Origin of the sequence: Amorphoplanes digitatis (assembly GCF_014205335.1) — a bacterium.
Classification (GTDB): Bacteria; Actinomycetota; Actinomycetes; order Mycobacteriales; family Micromonosporaceae; genus Actinoplanes; species Actinoplanes digitatus.
On record NZ_JACHNH010000001.1, the window covers coordinates 6,438,524 to 6,460,598 of the forward strand.

Here is a 22,075-nt window from a genome sequence, read left to right on the forward strand (position 1 = left end):
CGAACTCAGGTGAAATGGACGTACTCGTAGGCGAAAGGCTTGCCGTTGATGCCCTGCCGCGGCGGGGCGATCCAGGCGGCGATCTTTCCCGGCTCGTAGACGGGGCGCATCAGCGAAAGCACCAGAGTCTTGTCGAGCGCGGTGGGCAGCCAGGCGCTCTTGCGGCGCTCCCACTCGTCATCCGGAATCCGCTCACCGTCCGGACTGGCCTCGATGCCGGCGAACGCGCCGACCCGGCGGTTGAAGGCCGGATGCGGCAGCCGCAGACGCTGTGCCAGGCCGGCGCTCTCCAGGATCTTGTTCCACCGGTTGACGCCGATCTGGCAGTCGTCGATGTACTCGCTGCGCAGGTCGGTGTTGAGCCCCACCAGCGCCGCGACCTCGGTCGTGCCGATCTCGCCGTCGTCGGTGATCGCGTCGACCCGGATGGAATCGCCGGTAAGCCGGTGATCGTCGCGGCGCCGCTCCTCCGACCAGCGGCCCTTGAGACCGCAGGTGAAGTAGTTGGCGACGTTGGTCGAGGTCTCCGACCCGAACAGGTCGAGCGAGACCGAGTAGTGGAAGTTCATGTACTTCTGCACGACCGCCAGCGGTATGCCTCCGTACGGGCCGACGTCGTCCGTGTCGTGCTGGAGCATCAACTGCACCGTCCGCTCGACGACCCGGTCGATCCCCGTGGTGCCCACGAACATGTGGTGCGACTCCTCCTTCAACATGAACTCGCAGGTGCGCGAGAGCGGGTCGAAGCCGGACTCCTTGAGCGTGCCGAGCTGGTACTTGCCGTCGCGGTCGGTGAAGTACGTGAACATGAAGAAGGACAGCCAGTCCGGGGTCTCCTCGTTGAACGCGCCGAGGATGCGCGGCGACTCCTGGCTGCCGGAGTTCCGTTGCAGCAGCGCCGCGGCCTCCTCACGCCCATCCCTGCCGAAGTAGGCGTGCAGAAGGTAGACCATGGCCCAGAGGTGACGGCCCTCCTCCACGTTGACCTGGAACAGATTGCGCATGTCATAGAGGCTCGGCGCGGTGGCGCCGAGGTTGCGTTGCTGCTCCACCGAGGCGGGTTCGGTGTCGCCCTGGATGACTATCAGCCGTTGCAGGTCTGCCCGGTACTCGCCGGGAACCTTCTGCCACGCCGGCTCACCGCGGTGCTGGCCGAAGGCTATCGTCCGGTCCCGGTTGCGCTCGGCGAGAAAGACGCCCCAGCGGTAGTCGCGCATCGGCACGTGGTCGAAGTGTGCCCAGCCCTCGCGCCCGACGTTCACCGCGGTACGCAGGTAGACGTCCCGGGTCGGCATGGCGGGTCCCATCGCGTCCCACCAGCCGAGGAAGTTCGGCTGCCACGATTCCAGGGCGCGCTGCAGACGGCGATCCTCGTGCAGGTCGACGTTGTTGGGAATCTTGTCGGAGTAGTCCGCGGCAACCATCCTCAGACTCGCTTTCGGTCGAATTCGGCGCGCTGTCCGGTGCCGTACCTGCGCAGCGCGCCGTCGGGTCCGGAGGCGTTCGGTCGGTTGAAGATCCAGTTCTGCCACGCGGCGAGCCGGCCGAAGATCTTGGTCTCCATCGTCTCGGGGCCGGCGAAGCGGAAATTGGCCTCCAACCCGGTCAGCGCGTCCGGGCTGAAACTGGCCCGTTCCTCGACGGCGATGCGGACCTCTTCGTCCCAGTCGATGTCGTCCGGGGCGAACGTGACCAGGCCCAGCCGTTCGGCCTCGGGTGCCGCGATGGCCTCGCCGGCGACGGCGGCCACCGCCGCGAGCGCCGAGGGGTCGCCGAGGAACCTCGTCTGCAGCCGGGTCAGGCCGTTGCCCATCGGCAGCGGGCCGAAGTTCATCGCGGCGGCGGCCACCGTGGCGGGCTCGGCCCTGGGATCGGTCTCCTCGAAAACCCCGGCGAGGTGGTACGAGCGGTCGGCGGCGAGCACGAGTTCGAACAGCGATCCCGCGAAGCAGCTGCGTGGTTCGATGAGGGCGATCAGGCTCCGGCTCGTGACATCGAGCCGCTTGAGCGTGCGCTTGAGGAACAGGACGATCTCGTTGGCCAGCCAGTCGTCGCGGTTGTCGAGCAGCAACGTGTCGTACTCGATGACCAGTCGCGGATCGCCGTCGGTGCGCAGCACCCAGCTTCCCGTATCGAGCTCGTTGGTGCGCAGATCGAGGATCAGGTCGTCGAGTTCCCGTGCCACCTCGAGGGTCCAGAACTCGGCGCCTTCCTCGTGCAGCGCGGCAACGTTGGCGGGCGCCGGGCGGTCCGGGCCCGCGACGGTGATGTCGGCGCAGCCGCGCGCGCGATCGATCACCGCGGTCACGAATCGATAGGCGATGCGGTCCGCCGACCTGGTCTTGGCCAGCGGGGTCAACGTGACGCCGGTCGCGCCGGACGGGCGAGCGGAACGGGCGGCGAAGTCAGCGGCACGTTCGGAGACCAACTCGTCCCACCGGGGCCGGGGCACAACCTCGTCGACCAGCCGCCACTGCACCGCCCTGCGGCCGCCGATCCCCTCGGATCTGGTGGCGAAGTAGTCGGCGAGGTCGCGGCGCACGTGGCGCTTGTCGGTGACCCTGGTGAGGCCACCGGTGCCGGGGAGCACGCCCAGCAGCGGAAGCTCCGGCAGGGACACCGTCGACGACCGGTCGTCCACCAGCATGATGTGCTCGCAGGCAAGCGCGAGCTCGTACCCGCCGCCGGATGCCGTGCCGTTGACCGCGGCGACGTACGTCTGCCCGGAGTGGGCGGTGGCGTCCTCGATGCTGTTGCGGGTCTCATTGGTGAACCTGCAGAAATTGACCTTCCCGGCGTGCGGGGACAGCGCCAGCATCCGGATGTTCGCCCCGGCGCAGAAGATCCGGTCTTTCCCGCTCGTCACCACGACCGCGCGGACCTGCGGGTGCTCGAACCGCAGCCGCTGGACCACGTCGTAGAGCTCGATGTCGACGCCGAGGTCGTAGGAGTTCAGCTTCAGCTCGTACCCCGCGGCGAGCCCGCCGCGCTCGTCGACATCCATGGTGAGCGTGGCCACCGATCCGTCGATGGCGATCCTCCAGTGGCGGTAGCACGACGGATCGGTCCGGAATTCCACATGGTCCGGCGTAGCCGGTTCGGCCGCGCGACCGAGACCGGTCGACGTGGAGGCTGGGGTCTGGGTCGTCATCTGCCGCCCTCCCGGGGTTCTCTATACTCCACTCAATGTTCTACACAACAGGCAAGGTACGTCAAGTTCTTGTAGAACGTCGAGCCGGCCTCGCACGAGCCACGGGTGCCGATCGGGCCGCGTAGCATGGTCGAGAGCTGATCGAGCAAGGAGAGAGCCTGGTGGCGAGCGCACCATCCGCGCCCGGAAACGGCACGGCGGACCTGGCGCCGGCCCTCAATCGCCGTCACGCCGGTGGCGCGGAGAGTGCGCGTGGCCTGCTGTTCACCGTCCTGGGCGAGCTGGTTCTTCCCGCCGAGCGCTGCACGCTGACCTCGGCCTTCATCGACGTCCTCGGCCGGCTCGGTGTCGAGGAGAAGGCCACCCGCCAGGCGTTGATGCGCACGGCCGCGGACGGGTGGCTGGTCACCCAACGTCAGGGGCGGCGGACCGCCTATGCGTTGAGCGAGGACGCCCGGAGGCTGCTCACCGACGGCGCCGCGCGCATCTACGGCTTCCGCGGCGCTCAACCGGACTGGGACGGGCGGTGGCTGCTCATCCTTGCGCGGGTGCCGGAGACCGAGCGCGCCGCACGCCACCTGCTGCGCACCCGATTGACCTGGGCAGGTTTCGGCAGCCCGACCCCCGGGGCCTGGATCAGCACCCATGTGGACCGGGCCGGCGAAGCCGAGCGGGTCCTCGACGAGGCGGGGCTCCGTGAAGACGCCCAGATGTTCCGGGCCGAGCATCACGGCGGCTCGCTACCGGCGATGGTGCGGCAGGCCTGGGATCTCGACGCGATCGAGCGGCGGTATGAGGAGTTCCTGGCCGAGTTCGCCCGCGAGCCGTCGAGCGACCCGTTGAGCCGGACCATCCAGCTCGTGCACGCGTGGCGCCGGTTTCCCCAGATCGACCCCGAGCTCCCCGGCGAGCTGCTGCCCGCCCGGTGGAGCGGCAGCCGGGCGGCCGAGCTGTTTCATCGGCGGCACGAGGAATGGGTCGCCGCCGCCCGTGCCGAGTGGCAGCGGATCACCGACCCTGCCGCGCTCAGGTCGTAACCGCCTGCGCCCGGCCCGGCGGCTCGGCCAGTAGCGCGGAGGCCGCGGCGCGCAGCTCGAACCGCCTCACCTTTCCGGTGGCCGTCGTGGGGTACCTGTCGACCATTCGGACGCGGCGGGGTAACGCGTATGCCGGAAGCCCTTCGCGGCAGAAGGCGGTGAGGTCCTGTTCGGTGACCGCCGCGCCGCGCCGGACGATGACGAACGCCACGGGCTTCTCCAGGCCGTCCCGGTCGGCAGCGCCGACGACGACAGCCTGTTCCACGTCGGGGTGCGCCATCAACCGCGCCTCCACCTCGCTCGGGGAAAGCCAGATGCCGCTCGCCTTCAGCATGTCGTTCGTCCGCCCGAGACAGGTGAAGTAGCCGTCCTCGTCGCGAACGTAGGTATCGCCGGTGCGCAGCCATTCGCCCGCGAAGACCTGCCGCGACGCGTCGTAGCGCGACCAGTATCCCGTGGCGGTTGACGCACCACGCACGAGCAGCGTCCCCGGGGTTCCCACCGGGACGTCCCGCTCGTTGTCGTCGACGACGCGCAGGTCATAGCCGGGCACCGCGACCCCCGTTGTCCCCGCGCGCACCTGGCCCGGCCGGTTGGACAGGAAGATGTGCAACATCTCGGTCATCCCGATGCCGTCGAGCACCTCCACCCCGAAACGGGAGGTCCATCGGTGGTATAGCGCCGACGGCAACCGCTCGCCGGCCGACGCGGCGAGGCGCACACCGCGCAAGGAGTCCTCCGGGAGCTGTGCCCGCAGCATGTTCGCGAAGAAGGTCGGCCCGGCGAAGAACAGGGTGGCGCCGTGGGTCCGCGTTCGCCGGACGAGCAGATCGGGTCGCGCCGGCGCCGGCTCGAGGATGGCGGCGGCACCGGCCGACAGCGGGAAGAGCACCGAATTACCCAGTCCATAGGCGAAGAACGCCTTGGCCGCGGACAGGCACCGGTCGTCCGGCCGGATGCCGAGCACCTGCGTGGCATAGGTGGAACACACCGCCTCGACGGAGGCATGCCGGTGCATGGCGCCCTTCGCCCTGCCTGTCGTGCCGGAGGTGTACAGCCAGAACGCCGGCGAGTCCGGGGTGGTCGGATAGCACGTGGCGTCCGGGTCGGCAGCCATCGTGAGCTCGTCCCAGTCGTACCAGCGCACCGCGCCGTCCCGTTTCGGTTCCGGGCCGGGCCCGCCGGACGTGAGCACTGCCCGCAGGTCCGGCGCCTTCGGCGCCGCGGCGGTCGCCACGTCGGTGAAACCGGCCGTCACGGCCAGCATGCGCGCCCTGGAGTCGTGCAGGATCTCGGTGAGACCGTCGGCGCGGATCATTGTCGATACCGGCACCGGCACGGCACCGATCCGCATCGCGGCGAGGTAGACGGTCACGAACTCGGGTGTGTCGGCCATGAACATGACGATTCGCTGCTCCGGCTGCAGGCCGAGCTCGCGGAGCACGTTCGCCGCGCGCCCGACCATCGCGTGCAGGCCGGAATAGGTGATGTCGCCGGCCGGCCCGGTCAGGGCCAGCCGCGCCCCGCGACCCTCGGCCACGTGACGATCGACCAGATAGTCGCTCGCGTTGACGTAGTCGGTCATCGTCAGCTCCTGGAACGCCGACAGACGAAGCTTGCGGCCTCGGTGACTGGGCCACGCCCCCGGTAGGCGGCCACCTCGGGATAGCGGCAGATGGGCCGGCTCCGCACGATTCGGCCGTCGGCGTCGCGGACCACGCCGGCGAGCGTGCCGGGCGCCTGTCCCCGCTCCACCCAGCCGATCAGCGCGCCGAGCGGGTCGGCCGGTTGCGGCCCCGGACCGCCCGCGCAGTGGTCAACGCCGGGGGCCAGGAACAGCCGGGCGAAGTCCTCGGTGCGCTGGGTGCCGCCGATCGCGGCCACCACCCGCTCGTAGTAGTCGACCGTTCCCTGCGGGAAGATCAGCTGGTCGGCTTGGCCATGCCAGATCAGGACCTTGCCGCCGCTGCGCTGGAACGCGCGCAGGTCGGGATCGGCGGTGCCGATCACGCGGGTGTACATCCTGACCGACTGGGCGAAGAGCCGGTCGTACTGCTCGTACGTGGTCGACTCCCAGTCCCAGTCCGGGTTCCGCTGCACCCAGGTGCCCAGGTGCGTCAGGGCGATCGGGAAGGGCGCTCCCCTGGTCCTCCCGCCGGCGGTGACCGTGTTGGCGAGCGCCCCGAAAGGACTGCCGGGGGTGAGCCCGTACCAGAGGAATTCGCCTGTCGAGGACCGCGGTCCGGCCAGAATCCTCGCGACGACCGAGGCGTCCCGCGCGGTGATCGTGCCGCAGGGTGTGGCGCGGCCGATCTGCGTGCGCGGATCGAAGCGGCAGCGGGCCGGGTCGCCGATCACGCCGTCGCGGACGCCATCGCCGACCTTGTCGCAGGCTTCCACGGCGGCGGCCTGGAAGGCGGCGAACTTGCACTGCGGCAGGAAGTTCGAAGTACGCGACATGACGAGCTGGGGCCAGAACTCGGCGGGGATGAAGCGGGACCAGTTGATCGCCGGTGCGGCGGCCAGGATTCCGTCGTAGTCGTCCGGGTAGCGCTGCGCCTCGGACAGCCCCTGCCGCCCTCCGGTCGAGCAGCCGTTCCAGTACGAGTATCGGGCGGCGCGCCCGTAGAAGGCGGCCGTGACCGCCTTGCCGACCACGGTCATGTCGTGAATGCCGAGATAGGCGAAGTCTCGGATGAGTTGCCAGTCGAGCCGCCCGTTCTCGTCCAGCGCGAATCCGCCGTCGCCCCCGGGGTGGCCCGTGTCGGTCGAGGCCGCCGCATACCCCCGCTGTACCGGCACCGCCAGCGACCGCGGGTTGCCGCCCTCGTATCCCCCGCCGCCAACGCCTTGGAACCGGCCGTTCCAGCCCTCGGCCGGCAGCCACACGTCGATGTTGACCACATCACCGGTCGGCGGGTGCGTCACGGTGGCGTGGACGCGGCAGGTCGGAGGTGTTGCACCCGAGGCCGGCACCACCGAGGCACTGGTGACTGTCGTGTTCGGCAGCACTAGACCGGTGAGGCTCGGACATCGCCCGGAGGCGGGAGCGGCGCCGGCGAGACGCTGTGCGGCCTGTGCGGAACCGGGCACGAGAAGCGGCAGGGCCAGTACCGCGACCGCCGCGACCATGGACGTTCTCATCGTGACTCCCGCCCTTCTTCCACGATTCGGCCATCTTCTACATATCGATAACGATCCGTCAAGGATCAGTAGCGTTTTACTCGACCGATGCGGAGGCCGAGCCGGGCTGTTACCTGGCGCTGCCCGCCGACAGGCCGCTCCACCAGAAGCGTTGCAGCGCAAGGAAGGCCAGGATCAGGGGCGCGATCGACAACAGGGAGCCGACGATGACCATCATTTGCAGGTTGGGATCCTGGGTGACCTGCGAATTCCAGATGTACAGGCCGAGCGTCACCGGATAGAGGCGCTGGTCCTGCAGCATGACCAGCGGGAGGAAGAAGTTGTTCCACACGGCGACGAACTGGAACAGGAAGATCGTCACCAGCGCCGGTGCCATCAGGCGGATCGACACGGTGAAGAACGTCCGTAGCTCCGAGGAGCCGTCCAGACGGGCGGCCTCCAGGACCTCTTCCGGTACGGCCGCGGCCGCGTAGATCCGTGCGAGGTAGACGCCGAACGGGCTCACCATGCTGGGCAGCAGCACCGACCAGTAGGTGTCCACCGCGCCGATCTTGCTGAACATCAGAAACAGCGGGAGCGCGAGCGCGGTGGCGGGCACCAGGACGCCGGCGAGGACCAGGTTGAAGGTGGCCTCGCGGCCCGGGAAGACGTACTTCGCCAGGGCGTAGCCGGCCATCGTGGCGAACAGGGTGCCGAACGCCGCGCCCGCGCCGGCGTACAGGGCGCTGTTGACCAGCCAGCGCGGGTATACGCCGCCGTCGCGGGTCAGCAGGTCGCCGAGGTTGTCGAGCAGGTGGAAGGAGTCGGCGAACCACAGCCCGGTGCTGTTGATGAGGTCGCCCCGGGTCTTGGTGGCCGCCATGAGCAGCCACCAGATCGGTACCAGGAAGTACCCGGCGAAGATCACCAGGAACAACGTGGTGCCGATCGTGGCGATCGGCCGCGATCTGGTCGAGGTGCTCATCCGAAGGCCCGCCTCTGCGTGATCTTGAGGAACAGGAACGACAACACGCAGGTCGCGAGCGCGAGCACGACCGAGTAGGCGGCCGCGAGGTGGTAGTTCGGGATGTTCGAGGTCGCGTACACGATCATGTTGGGGGTGTAGTTGCTGGCCACCGCGTTGGAGAAGAGGCGGAAGACGGTCGGTTCGTTGAACAGCTGCAGCGTGCCGATGATCGAGAACACGCCGGTGAGGATCAGAGCGGGCACGACCAGCGGAATCTTGATAGACCAGGCGATGCGGAACTGTCCCGCCCCGTCGACGCGGGCCGCCTCGGTCAGTTCGCCCGGGATCGCCTGCAGCGCCGAATAGATGATCAGCATGTTGTAGCCGGTGTAGACCCAGTTGACGACGTTGGCGATCGAGAACATGACCAGGCCGGATCCGAGCAGGTTGGCGTTCTCGGCGACGGCGGGGAACGGGGACAGCGACGGCACGTACAGGAAGCCCCACGTCAGCGCGGCGATGACGCCCGGTACCGCGTACGGGGCGAAGAAGGTCAACCGGAAGAAGCGGCGCCACTTGGGTACGGCCGAGTCGAGCAGCAGGGCGAACACCAGGGCCAGGCCGAGTTGCACGGGGATGGACACGCAGAAGAACAGCAGGACCCGGGAGATGCTGGCCCAGAAGTCCTCGCTGGCGAACACCTGCTGGTATTGCGCGAGCCCGCCAAAGATCTCGCGGGGTGCGCCGAACGCTCCGACCCGCTCGACCTTCAACAGCGACTGGTAGACGGAGTAGACGATGGGTACGAGGTAGAAGACGGCGAAGAGGGTCAGGAACGGCCCGAGAAACACCAGGATCGCGCGCCGCTGGTGTCGCTTCGAGACCCGTCTTCTCCTGGCGCCCGCCGCCGAGCCGGTGCGTACTGCTTGCATGGTCGCCATGAGGCGTCGTGCTCCTTGGTGTGAGGGGTGGCGCGCATCGCCCGCCACCCCGCTCGCGTTCTACTCGGCGACCTGAAGGGCCTGGGACTTCATCGTCGTGATGGTCTTCTTCTGGGCCTCGGTGAGTGCGTCGAGCACCGTGCCCTTGCCGTTGACGGCCGCGCTGAGCCCGTCGCTGAGATCGGCGAAGGTCTGTGTCATGGTCGGCCCCCATTGCCAGGACTGGTTGACCTGCGGCGCCGCCTCCTGGAAGGTCTTCCAGATGACCTGCCCGCCGAAGTACGGGTACGGCTCGTTGAGCGCCGGAAGCTCCGATTCGCCGGCGGTGGTGGCCGGGAACTGGCCGCCGTTGGCGTTGTTCAGGGCCAGCGCGTCGAGGTTGCCGAATGCCCAGAGGGCGAACTTGGCGGCCTCGGCGGGGTGCTTGGAGTTCTTGAAGACCACGGTGGTCGAGCCGCCCCAGTTGCCGGAGGCCTGCTGACCGGCCTGCCACTGCGGCAGCGGCGCGACCGCCCACTTGCCCGAGGTGGCCGGTGAGCCGTTCTCCAGGAGCTTGGCGGTCCAGGCCGCTCCCACAACCGACCATTCCCGGCTGGTGTCAAGGGCCTTGAACTGGGTGTCGGTCAGCGCCGGCACGCTGTCGACGAGCTTCTCGTCGATCATGCGCTGCCAGTACTCCGCGACCTGCTCGGTCTTGTCGTCGGTCATGCTGACGGTCCAGGTGCCGTTCTTGTTGTCGAACCATTTGGCGCCGTTCTGCCAGGCGAGCGCCGCCAGGTATGAGCTGGCGTCCGGCGGAAAGTTCGTGATGGTCGCGCCCTTGGCCTTGACCTGCTTCGCCGCGGTGTAGAACTCGTCCCAAGTCTTCGGTACGGCGATGCCGTTCTGCTCGAACAGGTCCTTGCGGTAGTAGAGGGCCAGGGGGCCGATGTCCTGCGGCACGCCGTAAAGGGCACCCGCTTCCCCGAAACCGACCTGCGACACCGTCCACGGTACGAAGGCCTTGACCCCCTCCTGTACGCCCGGACAGGCACCGATGTTCGCCAGGCCGTCCTGCAGGCGGAAGCTGGGCATCGAGTCGAACTCGACCATGCCGAGGTCACCGGCGTTGCCGGCCTTGATCTGATTGGCGTACGTCTGATAGGTCCCCCGCTGCCCGGCGACGACCTCCTTGTACTGGACCTGGATGTCGGGGTTCTGCTTGTTCCACAGGTCGACCGTCTTCTGCATCCCGGGCACCCAGGACGAGAAGGTGAGAGTGACCTTCTCCCCGCTGGCGGCCGGCGCGCACGCGGCCGGCGCAGTCGTTTCCTGGGTGTCGCCACCACTGCAGGCGGTCAGCAGAGCGATCGAGGTGATCGCTCCGGTGGCGAGCAGCTTGCGACCTATGCGATAAAGAGCCATCGTCGAATTACCTCCTAAATGGATGTGCGCGAATCAGTCGATCGTCATGAGGCCGGGCGAGGCCGACGTGCCGCAGAGTTTTACAAGCTTCTTCTCGGCGGGACATCTTTTTCTGCTACGAGGAATCGGGGCGCGCCGCTTTGCTCTCGGCGGCGGGCGGTGCTGTGGTGGGGCGATGGAGATGCGGCACCTGCGCTACTTCGTCGTGCTGGCGGAGGAGTGCCATTTCGGTCGAGCGGCCAAGCGCCTGCACATGGCGCAGTCCCCGCTGTCGCATCAGATCCGGCAGCTGGAGGACGAGCTCGGTGTCGCGCTGTTCCAGCGCACGACCCGCAGGGTCGCGCTGACCGCGGCCGGCGAGCGCTACCTCGAACGCGTCCGCGAGGTCCTGCGCGGGGTCGAGGTGGCCGGCGAGGAGGCGCGGCGGATCGCGGCCGGCGACACCGGGCACCTCGCGATCGGGTTCACCGGATCGGCGACGTACGAGATGCTGCCGACGCTCTCCCGCGACCTGCGCAACAGCTTCCCCGGCATCGAGCTGGACCTCAAGGGCGAGCTACTGACGCCCGATCAGGTCGCCGCGCTGCTCAGTGGCGAGCTCGACGTCGGCTTTCTGCGGCCACCGGTTCGCGATCCGGGCCTCGATGTCCATGTACTGCGCTCGGAGCCGCTCATCGTGGCGTTGCCGGTCAGCCATCCCCTCGCACATCGCCGTCGGGTGCGCCTCGAGGATCTCGACGACGAGGACTTCATCTCCTACCCCTCGCACGGCAGGTCGGTCGTGCATGACCTCGTCGCGGACGCCTGCCGCCGCGCCGGCTTCACGCCCCGCGTGGTCGAGGAGGTCGCCGAGACCTCGACGATCATCTCGTTCGTCGCGGCCGGCCTCGGCGTGGCTCTCGTGCCCGCGTCGGTAGCGAACCTGCGGGTGACCGGCGCCCGCTACCGGCCGTTGGTCGGCGATCCGGCGAGCGTGGAGCTGGCCGTGGCGATCCGGGTCGCGGACGCATCGCCGCTCGCGGTGAAGGTACGCGACCGGGCGATAGCGCTGACCACGGAGGCCCACCGCATCGATTGAGACCTCGCATGGCTCAATCCAGCCAAACTGCGTCTTTCACACGCCCGCCTCCGGCGCCTGACACTGGCGACATGACCGAGGCGACCGCCAAGCCGGGACCGCGATGAAGATCAGGGCGGTAGAGGCGATTCCGTACGCCATCCCGTACGTCAAGCCGTTGCGCTTCGCCAGCGGTGAGTTGCACGTGGCCGAGCACGTGCTGGTGCGGATCGTGACGGACGACGGCATCGTCGGCATCGCGGAGGCGCCACCGCGGCCGTTCACCTACGGTGAGACGCAGGCATCCATCAAGGCGATCATCGACTCGATCTTCGCGCCCCAGATCATCGGCGACGATCCGTACGACCGGGAGGCCGTCGCCGTCAAGCTGCACCGCACCGTGGGCAATCACACCGCCAAGGCCGCGATCGACATGGCGCTGTGGGACATCCTCGGGCAGAGCGCCGGCATCTCGGTGACCGATCTGCTCGGCGGATATACCGACCGTCTCCAGGTGTCACACATGCTCGGCTTCGAGGAGCCCGGCGCCATGGTGGCCGAGGCCGAACGGATGCGCGCGACGCACGGCATCCGCACCTTCAAGGTGAAGGTCGGCCGCCGGCCGATTCAGCTCGACATCGACGTCTGCCGCGCCCTGCGCGGCCGGTTCGGCGACGAGATCACGCTCTACATCGACGGCAACCGGGGATGGACGGCCGCGGAGTCGGCGCGGGCCCTCGACGCCATGAGCGACCTCGGGCTCAGCTTCGCCGAGGAGCTCTGCCCCGCCGACGACGTGATCGGCCGGCGATGGCTCGCCGCCCAGGCACGCATACCGCTGTTCGCCGACGAGAGCGCCACCCGGCCCGCGGAGATCGCCCGGGAGGTTCTCGACGGCGGCGTCACCGGCATCAGCATCAAGACCGCCCGTACCGGATTCACCGGCTCGCTGCGGATCCTGGGACTCTGCGAAGGCCTCGGCGTCGATGTGGTGATCGGCAACCAGATCGACGGCCAGCTCGGCTCGCTGTGCAATCTCGCGTTCGGCGCCGCCTTCGAGCGCACCACCCGACGGCCGGCGGAGTTGTCCAACTTCCTCGACATGTCGGACGACCTGCTCCAACGCCCGCTGCTGATCGAGAACGGCGAGCTGCGCGTCGCCGAGTCCGCCGGCCTGGGTGCCGACATCGACTCCGACAAGCTCACCCACTACCGGACCGACGGCTGACCCGACCGGCACCGTCTCTACGAAGGGATTTTCGGACATGGCTCAGACCGTCGAGGAGAAGGCCACCGCGGCCGCCACCGGCGCTTCCGCCACGGAGCGCTTCCAGGTCGACAAGACCCACGCCAGCGACACACCCCCGGAAAGGGTGAGCATGCTGGCCCGTCAGGTACTCGAGGCCGTGCACGCGACGATCCGCGAGCACCAGGTGACCTATGCCGAGTACGACGCGCTGAAGGCCTGGCTGATTCAGGTCGGGGCCGACGGCGAGTGGCCGCTCTTTCTCGATGTGTTCGTGGAGCACGTCGTCGAGGAGGTGGCGAACGCGGACCGCGAGGGCAGCAAGGGCACGATCGAGGGACCGTTCTACGTTCCCGACGCGCCCGCCTTCAGCGCCGAGGCCACCCTCCCGATGCGCCCGGACGAGAAGGGCACGCCGATGACCTTCCACGGCCAGGTCCGGGCGGTGGACGGCACGCCGCTCGGCGGCGCGCTGGTCGACATCTGGCACTGCGACGACGACGGCTTCTACGCACAGTTCGCCCCCGGAATTCCACAGTGGAATCTGCGGGGCCGGGTCACCGCCGACGAGAACGGCAACTTCACGATCCACACCATCCAGCCGGCGCCGTACCAGATCCCGACCGACGGGGCCACTGGCGCGATCATCCGTGCCGCGAACTGGCACGCCTGGCGGCCAGCCCACCTACACCTGAAGGTGTCCGCGGACGGCCACCAGCTGATCACCACACAGCTGTACTTCCCGGGCGACCCGCACAACGAAGACGACATCGCCGCCGCGGTCAAGGCCGAACTCATGCTCGATCCGAGGCCCTCCGGTGACGGCGTCGACGTCGAGTACGACTTCGTCCTCGACCCCGCCTGACCCATGCTGTTCGCGGTGACGATGGAGGTCGCACTCCCCCACGACCTGGGGAACGACGCCCGCAACGACATCCTGGCCCGGGAGAAGGCCTACTCGCTCGGGCTCCAACGGGCCGGCGAGTGGGTCAGCATCTGGCGCATCGCCGGCCGGTACGCGAACCTGTCGATCTTCGACGTGGCGTCCAACGACCGGCTGCACGAGATCCTCTGGAACCTACCGCTGTTCCGGTACATGACCATCGAGGTCACCCCCCTCGCCCGACATCCTTCAGATCTGTCCCTAACTCTCGAATAGGGCTGTGACCAGCGCGTCAACGCTATCGAAGGCACGATGGCGCCCGCGTCGGCCGCCTTGCCCAGGTTGATGTGAGAACGGTCCACCTTTGCCCTGGACCCGTCCGCGCTCATCATGTAACACTCTCGAACGTAGCGGCAATATTTCGTTACATCGCCTGCGGGGCGGCGGTGGCACTAGTCAAAGGCGACGGAGAGGCAGCCATGCAGACCCAGTTGATCATCGACAACGAGAGTCGAGACGCCGAGGGCGGAAAGACGTTCCAGCGGCGTAACCCGCTGACGGACGAGGTGGTCACCGAGGGCGCCGCCGCGAGTGTCGACGACGCCATCGACGCGGTGGAGTCCGCGTCCAGGGCGTTCGCCACCTGGTCCACCACGGGCCCGAGCGAGCGGCGCGCCGTCATGCTGAAGGCCGCCGACATCATGGAGCGGCGCACGCAGGAGCTCATCGAGACGATGATGTCCGAGGTCGGCGCCGCCCCGCTGTGGGCCGGCTTCAACGCGTTCCTCACCTCGCAGTTGCTGCGCGAGGCGGCCGGCCTGGCGACTCAGATTCAAGGCGAGACGCTCCCGACCGACAAGCCGGGCACGCTGTCCATGACCGTGCGGCAGCCGGCCGGCGTGGTGCTGAGCATGGCGCCGTGGAACGGGGCGGGAGTCCTTGCCGCGCGGGCGATGGCGTACCCGATCGTCTGTGGCAACACGGTGGTGTTCCGTGCCTCGGAGACGAGCCCGCGGACGCACGCCATCATCGCCGAGATCATGCACGAGGCTGGTCTCCCGGCGGGGGTACTGAACTTCGTGACGAGCACGCCCGAGGACTCCGACCGCGTTGTCGAGGCGATCATCGCTCACCCCGCGGTCCGGCGGGTCAACTTCACAGGTTCCACCGCGGTGGGGCGGATCATCGCGGAGAAGTCGGCCAAGCACCTCAAGCCGGCCCTGCTCGAGTTGGGCGGCAAGGCACCCTTCGTCGTGCTGGACGACGCGGACCTCGATGGTGCGGTCAACGCCGCCGTCTTCGGTTCGTTCCTGTACCAGGGCCAGATCTGCATGTCGACGGAGCGGTTCGTCGTGGACGAGTCGGTGGCGGACGAGTTCGTCACGAAGTTCGTGGAGCGCACGAAGGCGGTTGCGATCGCGGGCGACCCGATGAAGGACCCGACCTGCGTCGTCGGCCCGATGATCCGGGCGGAGTCCGGCACCCGGATCAACGGCCTGCTGGACGACGCGGTGTCCAAGGGCGCGAAGGTCGTGATCGGCGGACCCGCCGACGGGGCGTCGATGCCGGCCACGATCGTCGACAACGTGCGCTCGGACATGGCCATCTACGACCAGGAGACGTTCGGGCCGATCACCACGGTGGTGCGGGTCTCCGGCGTCGAGCAGGCGGTGCAGGTCGCCAACGACACCGAGTACGGCCTCGCCGCCGCCGTGTTCGGCGCCGACAGCGGCCGGGCGCTGCAGGTCGCCCTGCGGATCCAGGCCGGGCACGTGCATGTGAACGGCGCGACCGTGCAGAACGAGGCGCAGGCACCGTACGGCGGCGTGAAGGCGAGCGGATACGGCCGATTCGACGGTCGTGCGGTCATCAACGAGTTCACCGATCTCAAGTGGGTGACGCTCGAGCCCTCCGACCAGCCCTACCCGTTCTGATCCTCGAGGGGAGGCGACCATGAGCATGCAGGTCACCGCGGCCGTTGCCCGTAAGCCGGGCGAGCCCTTGAGCATCGAGGAACTCGACCTCGACGACCTCCGCCCGAACGAGGTCCTGGTCCGGATGGTGGCGAGCGGCGTCTGCCACACCGACGCGATCGTCCGCGACCAGGTCTACCCCACGCCGCTGCCTGCGGTACTCGGTCACGAGGGCGCCGGTGTCGTGGAGCAGGTGGGCGACGGCGTCACGTCCGTCCGGCCCGGCGACCACGTACTACTGGCAGCCGCGTACTGCGGCCAATGCGACCGGTGCCGGGCCGGCCAGATGGCCTACTGCGAGAACCTGTTCGCGGCCGACTTCGGGGGCAGGCGACCGGATGGCAGCACGGCCTTCGCGAAGGACGGCGAGGCCATCTCGTCACACTTCTTCGGCCAATCGTCGTTCGCCAGCCACGCGAACGTGGTTCAGGAGAGCGTGATCAAGGTCGATCCGCAGGTGCCACTCGAGGTTGTGGCGCCGCTGGGCTGTGGCATACAGACCGGCGCCGGCACGGTGCTCAACGAGCTCAGACCGAGTCTCAACAGCAGTCTCGTCGTCATCGGAACCGGTGCCGTCGGCTTCGGGGCGATCATGGCCGCGAAAGTGGCCGGCTGCGCCCAGGTGATCGCGGTCGACATCCACCCGTCGCGCCTCGAACTCGCGATGGAGCTGGGCGCCACCGACTCGATCAACACCCGGGAGGGCGACCTCACCGAGGAGATCATGCGGCTCACCGGCGGCAAGGGCGCGAACTACGTGATCGACACGACCGCGCGGCCGGAGCTGCTGCGCAAGGGCGCGGACGCGCTCGGGCTCCGGGGAACGCTCGCCCTCGTCGGTGCCGCGAACCCGGGTACCGAAGTGAGCTTCGAGATCGGGCTCTCGCTGGTGAAGGGCTGGACATTCAAGACGGTGATTCAGGGCAGCTCCGTTCCGCAGGTCTTCATTCCCAAGCTGATCGAGCTCTGGGGCCAGGGCCGATTCCCGATGGACCGGATCATGCGGAACTACCGCCACGAGGACATCAACCAGGGCTTCGAGGATTCGCACTCCGGCCGGACCATCAAGCCGGTCATCGTCTACTGATCACGCAAGGGACCGCATCGGCGCGCCGGCCTCTCGGCCGGCGCGCTGGGCGACCATAGACCCCAGCCGGCGGACCTCCGTGTCACGGTCAGACGGCCTGACGGCATCATGGGACGGTGACGTTGAAGGCGCGTGGTCTGATCCTCGACCTGTTCGGGGACTACCTCCGGTATGCGGACGCCGAGGCCCGGCTGAGTCATCTCACGGAGCTGCTCGGCGCGTTCGACATCGCGCCCGCGACCGTGCGGGTCACGCTGTCGCGACTGCGCCGGGAGGGATGGTTCGTAACCCGCCGCGACGGTCGCGAGACCATCTACGCGCTTACCCCGGACATCCTCGGCGTGCTGGATGAGGGCCGTGACCGGATCTTCGCTCCTCCGGCGGACCGCTGGGCTGGCGTCTGGACGGTGGTGATCTACCAGATGACCGAGTCTGAGCGGCAGGAGCGCATCCAGCTGCGCAAATCGCTCGCCTGGCACGGTTTCGGTCCGCTGACGACATCGACGTGGTTGTCGCCCGGAGACCGCCGCAAGGAGGTCCGTGAACTGGTGGACCAGTCCACGGAGGAACAGGTCGATGTCCTCTCCTGCATGTCCGAGGGGCCCGAGCACGACCGCGTGCTGGCGCGGCGCTGCTGGGACCTGGAGGCGCTGGCCAGTCAGTACTCCGAGTTCAACGACGAGCACCGGCATCTCCTGCGTGAAGCCCGCAGGCTCACCGGCGCGGGCGCGCTCGTGGCGCGCACCGAGCTCATCTCGACGTACCGGCACTTCCCTTTCCGCGACCCGCGCCTGCCGCCGGAGCTGCGGCCCGAGCCGTGGCCCGGCGTCGAGTCCTACGAGATCTTTCGCAGCGCGCACGCACGACTCGGGGACGCGGCCCGCGCGTACGTCGCAGGCGTGATCGGCCGGGAACTCCCGGAGACTCCCCTTCCCTAGCTCGGGCCCGCGCTCAGAGCCAGGGACCGAGGGCCGCAGGCGTTGAGCTCCGCCCGGTCAGCCACGCTGCCAGGGCAGGACCCTCGCCCGCGGCCGATCGCCTACGGACGACGTCCGCGAGCAACGTGGTCGTGAAGTCGCCGGGAAGGTCCTCGAAGCTCACTCCGGTCCGCAGATCGACGGTGTGGATCATGACCTCGCGGGCGCGCATCCAGGGCACCTCGCTCGCCGGGACAGTGCGACCCTGTGCCGTGACAACCTCGTTCCGCCAGGTGTCGGCGGACAGTTCCGCGAAGGCCTTTTCGAGCTCCGCCGCCGACTCGCTGACGGCGGAGCGCAGCATCCCGGGCGACCACGCCGCCCCTTCCTCGATCTCCGCGGCGCGCTGCTCGGGCGATGCGTACATGCGGGCCTCGACGCCGGTGGCGGCCCAGGACACCAGCCGCAGCAACGCTTCGGCGTTGAAGTGGACGTGCGCGACGACGTGCCGCCGCGACCAGCCCGGCAGCTCCGTAGGCCGGTCCAGGTCCCCGTCGGAGATGGTGTCGAGCTGCCTCAGGAACAGGTCGGTGCCGCCGCGCACCCAGTCCCGCGCGGTCACTCCGCGCGTGCCCGGTTCGTGAGCCGGCCGAGTCCACCGATCTCGGTGACCAGGAGTGCTCCGTCGGTCAGATAGCGAGGCGGCTTGCGGGCATGTCCGACACCGCCGGGGGTTCCGGTGGCTATGACGTCGCCGGGCCGCAGCGTGATGATCGTGGAGATGTACCGAACCAGCGCCACCGGATCGAAGACGAGGTCGGAGGTGTCCGCCTTCTGCACCATCTCGCCGTCGACCGAGGCGGACAGCGGCAGGGCCGGCCGGACGCCGCCCGGTAGCTCGTCCGGGGTGACAAGGACCGGGCCGAGCGGCGTGGTCGCCTCGAACGTCTTGCCCTGTGTCCATTCCGTGGTCCGATACTGCCAGTCGCGCATGGTCACATCGTTGAGCACGGTGAAGCCGACGATCGCCCGGATCGCTGCCTCCTCGTCCGCCCGCCGGACGGGATGGCCGATCACGATCGCGAGTTCGGCCTCCCAGTCCACCGCCGCTGACTCGGGCGGTAACAGGATCTCATCGCCGGCGCCGATCAGCGCATCTGCGAACTTCGTGAACAGCGTCGGGTACTCCGGCAGGTCGCGACCCATCTCCAGAATGTGATTGCGGTAGTTCAGTCCCACGCAGAGCACCTTGCCGGGAGACAGCACAACCGGGGCGTACTCCCGCTCCGCCAAGCCGTGCTCCGGTCCGGACGCTGCGGCGGCAACGGCCGGCCAGTCGTCGTCGGCGAGCAGGGCGCCGACGTCGGTGTGCCCGGTCTCGACGGCGGTCGCGCCGTCGATGCGGATCGCGCGGGTGCCCTGGGGGGTGCGGATCGTCGCGAGTCTCATCAGCTCTCCACCTGCTCGGCCGGGTGTGTGCGGAGCAGGGACAGTCGCTCCAGGATCGGCGCGTCCGAGACGGCGAACAGATCCAGGCCGGTGTGCGTACGAAGGGACACGTCCGTCCAGGACGGGATCGCGACGACATCGCCGTGCGTCAGCGAATGCTCGGCGCCGTTGAGGACCACCGTGCCCGTACCCTCGAACACCTGCCAGACGGACGACGCGGTGGTCCGGCCGGGCCTGCTCACCGCACCGGCCCGCAGCCGGTGCATCTCGGTGCGCATCGTGGTGAGCGCGTCCCCTCCGGTCGTGGGGTTGGTGAACCGGACAGCCGCATGTCCCGCTTCGACGACGCCGGGATGCCCTTCGTCCTCCAGCTCCAGCTGGGCGGTCAGAGCCGCGTCCGTGTGCGCCCACCGGTACGCCATCAGCGGGGACGACGGTTGTGCTCCGACGGCCGAGACGGGGGTGAGACCGGGACCGCCCCAGAGACGTTCGCCGCGACTGCGGGCCGGCGTCGTGGTGTCGCGGACGACATCCGGTCCGAACTCGAAGAATCCCTGGTCGGTGGTGGCGACGAAGGGGATGTCGAGTCCGTCCAGCCACGTCATCGGGACGTCGGAGACATTCTGGTGGCCGTGGAACCGCCACCCGGGCGTCAGCAGGAGGTCGCCGCGCCGCATCGCGACCGGGTCACCGTCGACGACCGTCCACACGCCCTCGCCTTCGAGCACGAATCGGAACGCCGTCTGGGTGTGCCGATGCTCGGGCGCGTTCTCCCGCGGCCCCAGGTACTGGATCGCCGCCCAGAGCGTGGGGGTGGCATACGGGTCACCGGGGAGGCCGGGATTGCCGAGACCGATGGCGCGACGCTCGCCACCACGTCCGACCGGCACGAGCTCGGCGCTGCGGGCGGCCAGCGGGTACAGGTCCGCCCACCGCCACAGGTGCGGCACCGCCCTGGGTTCCGGTGCGAACGGCATCAGTCCCTCGCGGGTCCGCCACAGCGGTGTCATGCCGGCGGCGTCGAAGTCGCGGTACAGCGCGGCGAGCTTCGCCTGATGCTCGGGGGTGTCGAAGCCGCTGGCAGCGGCGCCCCCAGAGGTCTGGTCGAGCGTGGTCATGCTGCCCTCCTCGGGTCTGGTCGTGTGATTGATCTAGCGGGATCATGGGTTGCGGAGCCGGGCCGCGACGTCTGCCCGTAGCGCCTTCTTGTCGACCTTGCCGACCTTCGTGGCGGCGATCTCGTCGACCACCTCCAGGCGGTCCGGCATCTTGTAGCGCGCCACGCCTTCGGCGGTCATGGTCGCGCGAATCTCATCCAGGGTCAGCGCGGTGCCCGGTTTGAGGACCGCGTAGAGGCACACCCGCTCGCCCAGCTCGGGATCCGGCATCGCGACGGCAGCCACCTGAGCCACCTGCGGCAGTCGGTAGACGAGGTTCTCGACCTCCTCGGCGCTGATCTTTTCGCCACCTCGGTTGATCATGTCCTTGTCACGGCCCTCGACGACGAGATTCCCGTCGGGCAGCCGGCGGACGATGTCGCCGGATCGGTACCAGCCGTCCTCGGTGAAGGCCCGCGCGTTCTGCTCGGCCGCGCGGTAGTAGCCACGTGGGGTGTAGGGACCCCGGGTCAAGAGCGACCCGAGGGTGCCGTCGGCCACGTCCCTGTCGAACTCGTCGACTATTCGCACCTCGTCGCCAGGGCTCAACGGACGGCCCTGGGTGCGGCACACGACGCCGTCGGGGTCGTCGAGCCGGGTGTAGTTGAGCAGGCCCTCGGCCATCCCGAAGACCTGCTGCAGGCGGCAGCCGAGTACCGGGCGCACCTGGCGGGCCACCTCGTCGGCGAGCCGTGCACCACCGACCTGCAGAAGGTTCAGGCTGCGCAGCTGCGTCGCGCCGTGGTCGGCGGCGTGCAGTAGCCACCGTTGCGCGACGGCGGGGACCGCCGCCGTCGCCGTCACGCCTTCGGCCTCGATCGCGGCGAACGCCCTCTCCGGTTCGGGTGAGGGCAGCATCACCACGGTGCCGCCGGCCAGGAGCGTGCCGAGGATGCCGGGGCAGGCCAGGGGAAAGTTGTGTCCCGCGGGCAGAGTCACAAGGTAAACCGTGTCCCGGCCGAGGCCGCACAGTTCCGCGCTGGCGTGTGCGTTGTAGGCGTAGTCGTCGTGGGTGCGTGCGATGAGTTTCGGCAGGCCGGTCGTGCCGCCGGACAGCAGGAAGACGGCGACGTCCCGCGAACCGGGTTGGTCGTTGTCCCAGCGGGCCCGTGCCTTGGCCGGTTCGGCGGGTGGGCCGGCGAGTCGGGTGAGGTCGCTGGATCCGGCACGGACGTTGTCGCCGACCACCAGGAGATGCTCGAGGGTGGCCGAGCCGCTCATGAGCTCCGCGGCCATCGCCTCGTGGTCGAAGCCGCGGAGGCGGTCCGGAACGGCGATAGCCCGGGCTTCGCTGTGCTCCACGAGGTATCGCAGCTCGTGCTGCCGATGTGCGGGGAGCGCCATCACGGGGACGATGCCGGCTCGCAGGCACGCCAGGGTCAGCACGACGAACTGCCAGCAGTTCGGCAGCTGCATCACGATCCGGTCGCCGCGCACGAGTCCGAGCTCGTCCACCAGCCGACCGGCGAGCGCGTCGCTGCGCAGGATGAGTTCGGCGTGGTCCAGCCGGACGTCTCCGTCGACGAGCGCGACGTGTGTGGCGCGCGCATCGGCCGCTGCCCACAGTTCAGCGCCCAGCGAGAGGCCACGCCACCAGCCGTGCGCGACGTAGTCGCGGACGGCGTCCTCCGGCCAGGGGACAACGCCCTCGGATATCGCGGTGACGTTGGTGGACTCGGTCAT

General features: G+C 68.9%; 19 protein-coding genes. 8 read left to right on the forward strand and 11 right to left on the reverse strand.

The features are described 5' to 3' along the window. Positions 1–5: 5 nt before the first annotated feature. Both boxB and boxC read right to left on the reverse strand, forming a co-directional pair. Entirely contained in the window at positions 6–1,424 is a 1,419-nt protein-coding gene (gene boxB / locus BJ971_RS28015; RefSeq protein WP_184996183.1) for a benzoyl-CoA 2,3-epoxidase subunit BoxB, read from the reverse strand. A 2-nt stretch (positions 1,425–1,426) separates the two neighbouring features. Further along, the gene (gene boxC / locus BJ971_RS28020) at positions 1,427–3,079 is read right to left on the reverse strand and encodes a 2,3-epoxybenzoyl-CoA dihydrolase (protein ID WP_239087792.1); all 1,653 of its coding nucleotides are present in this window, start codon (positions 3,077–3,079) and stop codon (positions 1,427–1,429) included. Between the two features lie 233 nt (positions 3,080–3,312). On the opposite strand from boxC, the gene BJ971_RS28025 reads away from it, so the two are divergent. Then, complete coding sequence (locus tag BJ971_RS28025; RefSeq protein WP_203709640.1) at positions 3,313–4,188, forward strand: PaaX family transcriptional regulator; 876 nt, start codon at positions 3,313–3,315, stop codon at positions 4,186–4,188. Here the strand turns inward: BJ971_RS28025 and BJ971_RS28030 are convergent. The 5 genes from BJ971_RS28030 to BJ971_RS28050 form a co-directional block, all read right to left on the reverse strand. Beyond that, positions 4,178–5,773, reverse strand: a complete 1,596-nt coding sequence (locus tag BJ971_RS28030; RefSeq protein WP_184996185.1) for a benzoate-CoA ligase family protein — start codon at positions 5,771–5,773, stop codon at positions 4,178–4,180. The two genes, BJ971_RS28025 and BJ971_RS28030, sit on opposite strands and share 11 nt — an antisense overlap. Before the next feature lie 2 nt (positions 5,774–5,775). Beyond that, positions 5,776–7,332, reverse strand: coding sequence for a tannase/feruloyl esterase family alpha/beta hydrolase (locus tag BJ971_RS28035; RefSeq protein WP_203709643.1), 1,557 nt, complete (start codon positions 7,330–7,332; stop codon positions 5,776–5,778). 109 nt (positions 7,333–7,441) lie between these two features. Then, positions 7,442–8,296 carry a carbohydrate ABC transporter permease gene (locus BJ971_RS28040; RefSeq protein WP_184996186.1) on the reverse strand — a complete coding sequence of 285 codons (855 nt, stop codon included), beginning with the start codon at positions 8,294–8,296 and terminating at the stop codon, positions 7,442–7,444. Beyond that, positions 8,293–9,219 (reverse strand): carbohydrate ABC transporter permease, encoded by a 927-nt coding sequence (locus BJ971_RS28045; RefSeq protein WP_239087793.1) that lies wholly within the window; start codon positions 9,217–9,219, stop codon positions 8,293–8,295. Before BJ971_RS28045 ends, BJ971_RS28040 begins: the two co-directional genes overlap by 4 nt. A 60-nt stretch (positions 9,220–9,279) precedes the next feature. After that, positions 9,280–10,623 carry an ABC transporter substrate-binding protein gene (locus BJ971_RS28050; protein ID WP_184996187.1) on the reverse strand — a complete coding sequence of 448 codons (1,344 nt, stop codon included), beginning with the start codon at positions 10,621–10,623 and terminating at the stop codon, positions 9,280–9,282. 175 nt (positions 10,624–10,798) lie between these two features. Here BJ971_RS28050 and BJ971_RS28055 point away from each other — a divergent pair, with 175 nt between their 5' ends. The 7 genes from BJ971_RS28055 (at position 10,799) to BJ971_RS28085 (ending at position 17,807) form a co-directional block, all read left to right on the forward strand. Next, a complete protein-coding gene (locus BJ971_RS28055) occupies positions 10,799–11,701 on the forward strand; it encodes a LysR family transcriptional regulator (protein ID WP_184996188.1) in 903 nt (300 codons plus the stop codon). 103 nt (positions 11,702–11,804) lie between these two features. After that, a complete protein-coding gene (locus tag BJ971_RS28060; protein WP_184996189.1) occupies positions 11,805–12,908 on the forward strand; it encodes a mandelate racemase/muconate lactonizing enzyme family protein in 1,104 nt (367 codons plus the stop codon). A 37-nt stretch (positions 12,909–12,945) separates the two neighbouring features. Next, on the forward strand, positions 12,946–13,791 hold the full coding sequence (catA, locus tag BJ971_RS28065; RefSeq protein ID WP_184996190.1) for a catechol 1,2-dioxygenase: 846 nt from the start codon (positions 12,946–12,948) through the stop codon (positions 13,789–13,791). Between the two features lie 15 nt (positions 13,792–13,806). Beyond that, positions 13,807–14,085: a muconolactone Delta-isomerase family protein gene (locus BJ971_RS28070; protein ID WP_221478848.1), complete on the forward strand. Its 279-nt coding sequence runs from the start codon at positions 13,807–13,809 to the stop codon at positions 14,083–14,085. A gap of 203 nt (positions 14,086–14,288) precedes the next feature. After that, the gene (locus BJ971_RS28075; protein ID WP_184996192.1) at positions 14,289–15,743 is read left to right on the forward strand and encodes an aldehyde dehydrogenase; all 1,455 of its coding nucleotides are present in this window, start codon (positions 14,289–14,291) and stop codon (positions 15,741–15,743) included. 19 nt (positions 15,744–15,762) lie between these two features. After that, complete coding sequence (locus tag BJ971_RS28080; RefSeq protein ID WP_203709644.1) at positions 15,763–16,869, forward strand: NAD(P)-dependent alcohol dehydrogenase; 1,107 nt, start codon at positions 15,763–15,765, stop codon at positions 16,867–16,869. Positions 16,870–16,985: 116 nt separating this feature from the next. Further along, a complete protein-coding gene (locus tag BJ971_RS28085; protein ID WP_184996193.1) occupies positions 16,986–17,807 on the forward strand; it encodes a PaaX family transcriptional regulator in 822 nt (273 codons plus the stop codon). 13 nt (positions 17,808–17,820) lie between these two features. Here the strand turns inward: BJ971_RS28085 and BJ971_RS28090 are convergent, their stop codons facing one another. Genes BJ971_RS28090 through BJ971_RS28105 form a run of 4 tightly spaced genes read right to left on the reverse strand, consistent with a single transcriptional unit; the run spans position 17,821 to position 22,075 of the window. Further along, positions 17,821–18,408 carry a maleylpyruvate isomerase family mycothiol-dependent enzyme gene (locus tag BJ971_RS28090; RefSeq protein WP_184996194.1) on the reverse strand — a complete coding sequence of 196 codons (588 nt, stop codon included), beginning with the start codon at positions 18,406–18,408 and terminating at the stop codon, positions 17,821–17,823. Next, positions 18,405–19,235: a fumarylacetoacetate hydrolase family protein gene (locus BJ971_RS28095; protein WP_184996195.1), complete on the reverse strand. Its 831-nt coding sequence runs from the start codon at positions 19,233–19,235 to the stop codon at positions 18,405–18,407. Before BJ971_RS28095 ends, BJ971_RS28090 begins: the two co-directional genes overlap by 4 nt. Beyond that, positions 19,235–20,353 carry a cupin domain-containing protein gene (locus BJ971_RS28100; protein ID WP_184996196.1) on the reverse strand — a complete coding sequence of 373 codons (1,119 nt, stop codon included), beginning with the start codon at positions 20,351–20,353 and terminating at the stop codon, positions 19,235–19,237. Before BJ971_RS28100 ends, BJ971_RS28095 begins: the two co-directional genes overlap by 1 nt. A 42-nt stretch (positions 20,354–20,395) precedes the next feature. Next, positions 20,396–22,075: a (2,3-dihydroxybenzoyl)adenylate synthase gene (locus BJ971_RS28105; RefSeq protein ID WP_184996197.1), complete on the reverse strand. Its 1,680-nt coding sequence runs from the start codon at positions 22,073–22,075 to the stop codon at positions 20,396–20,398.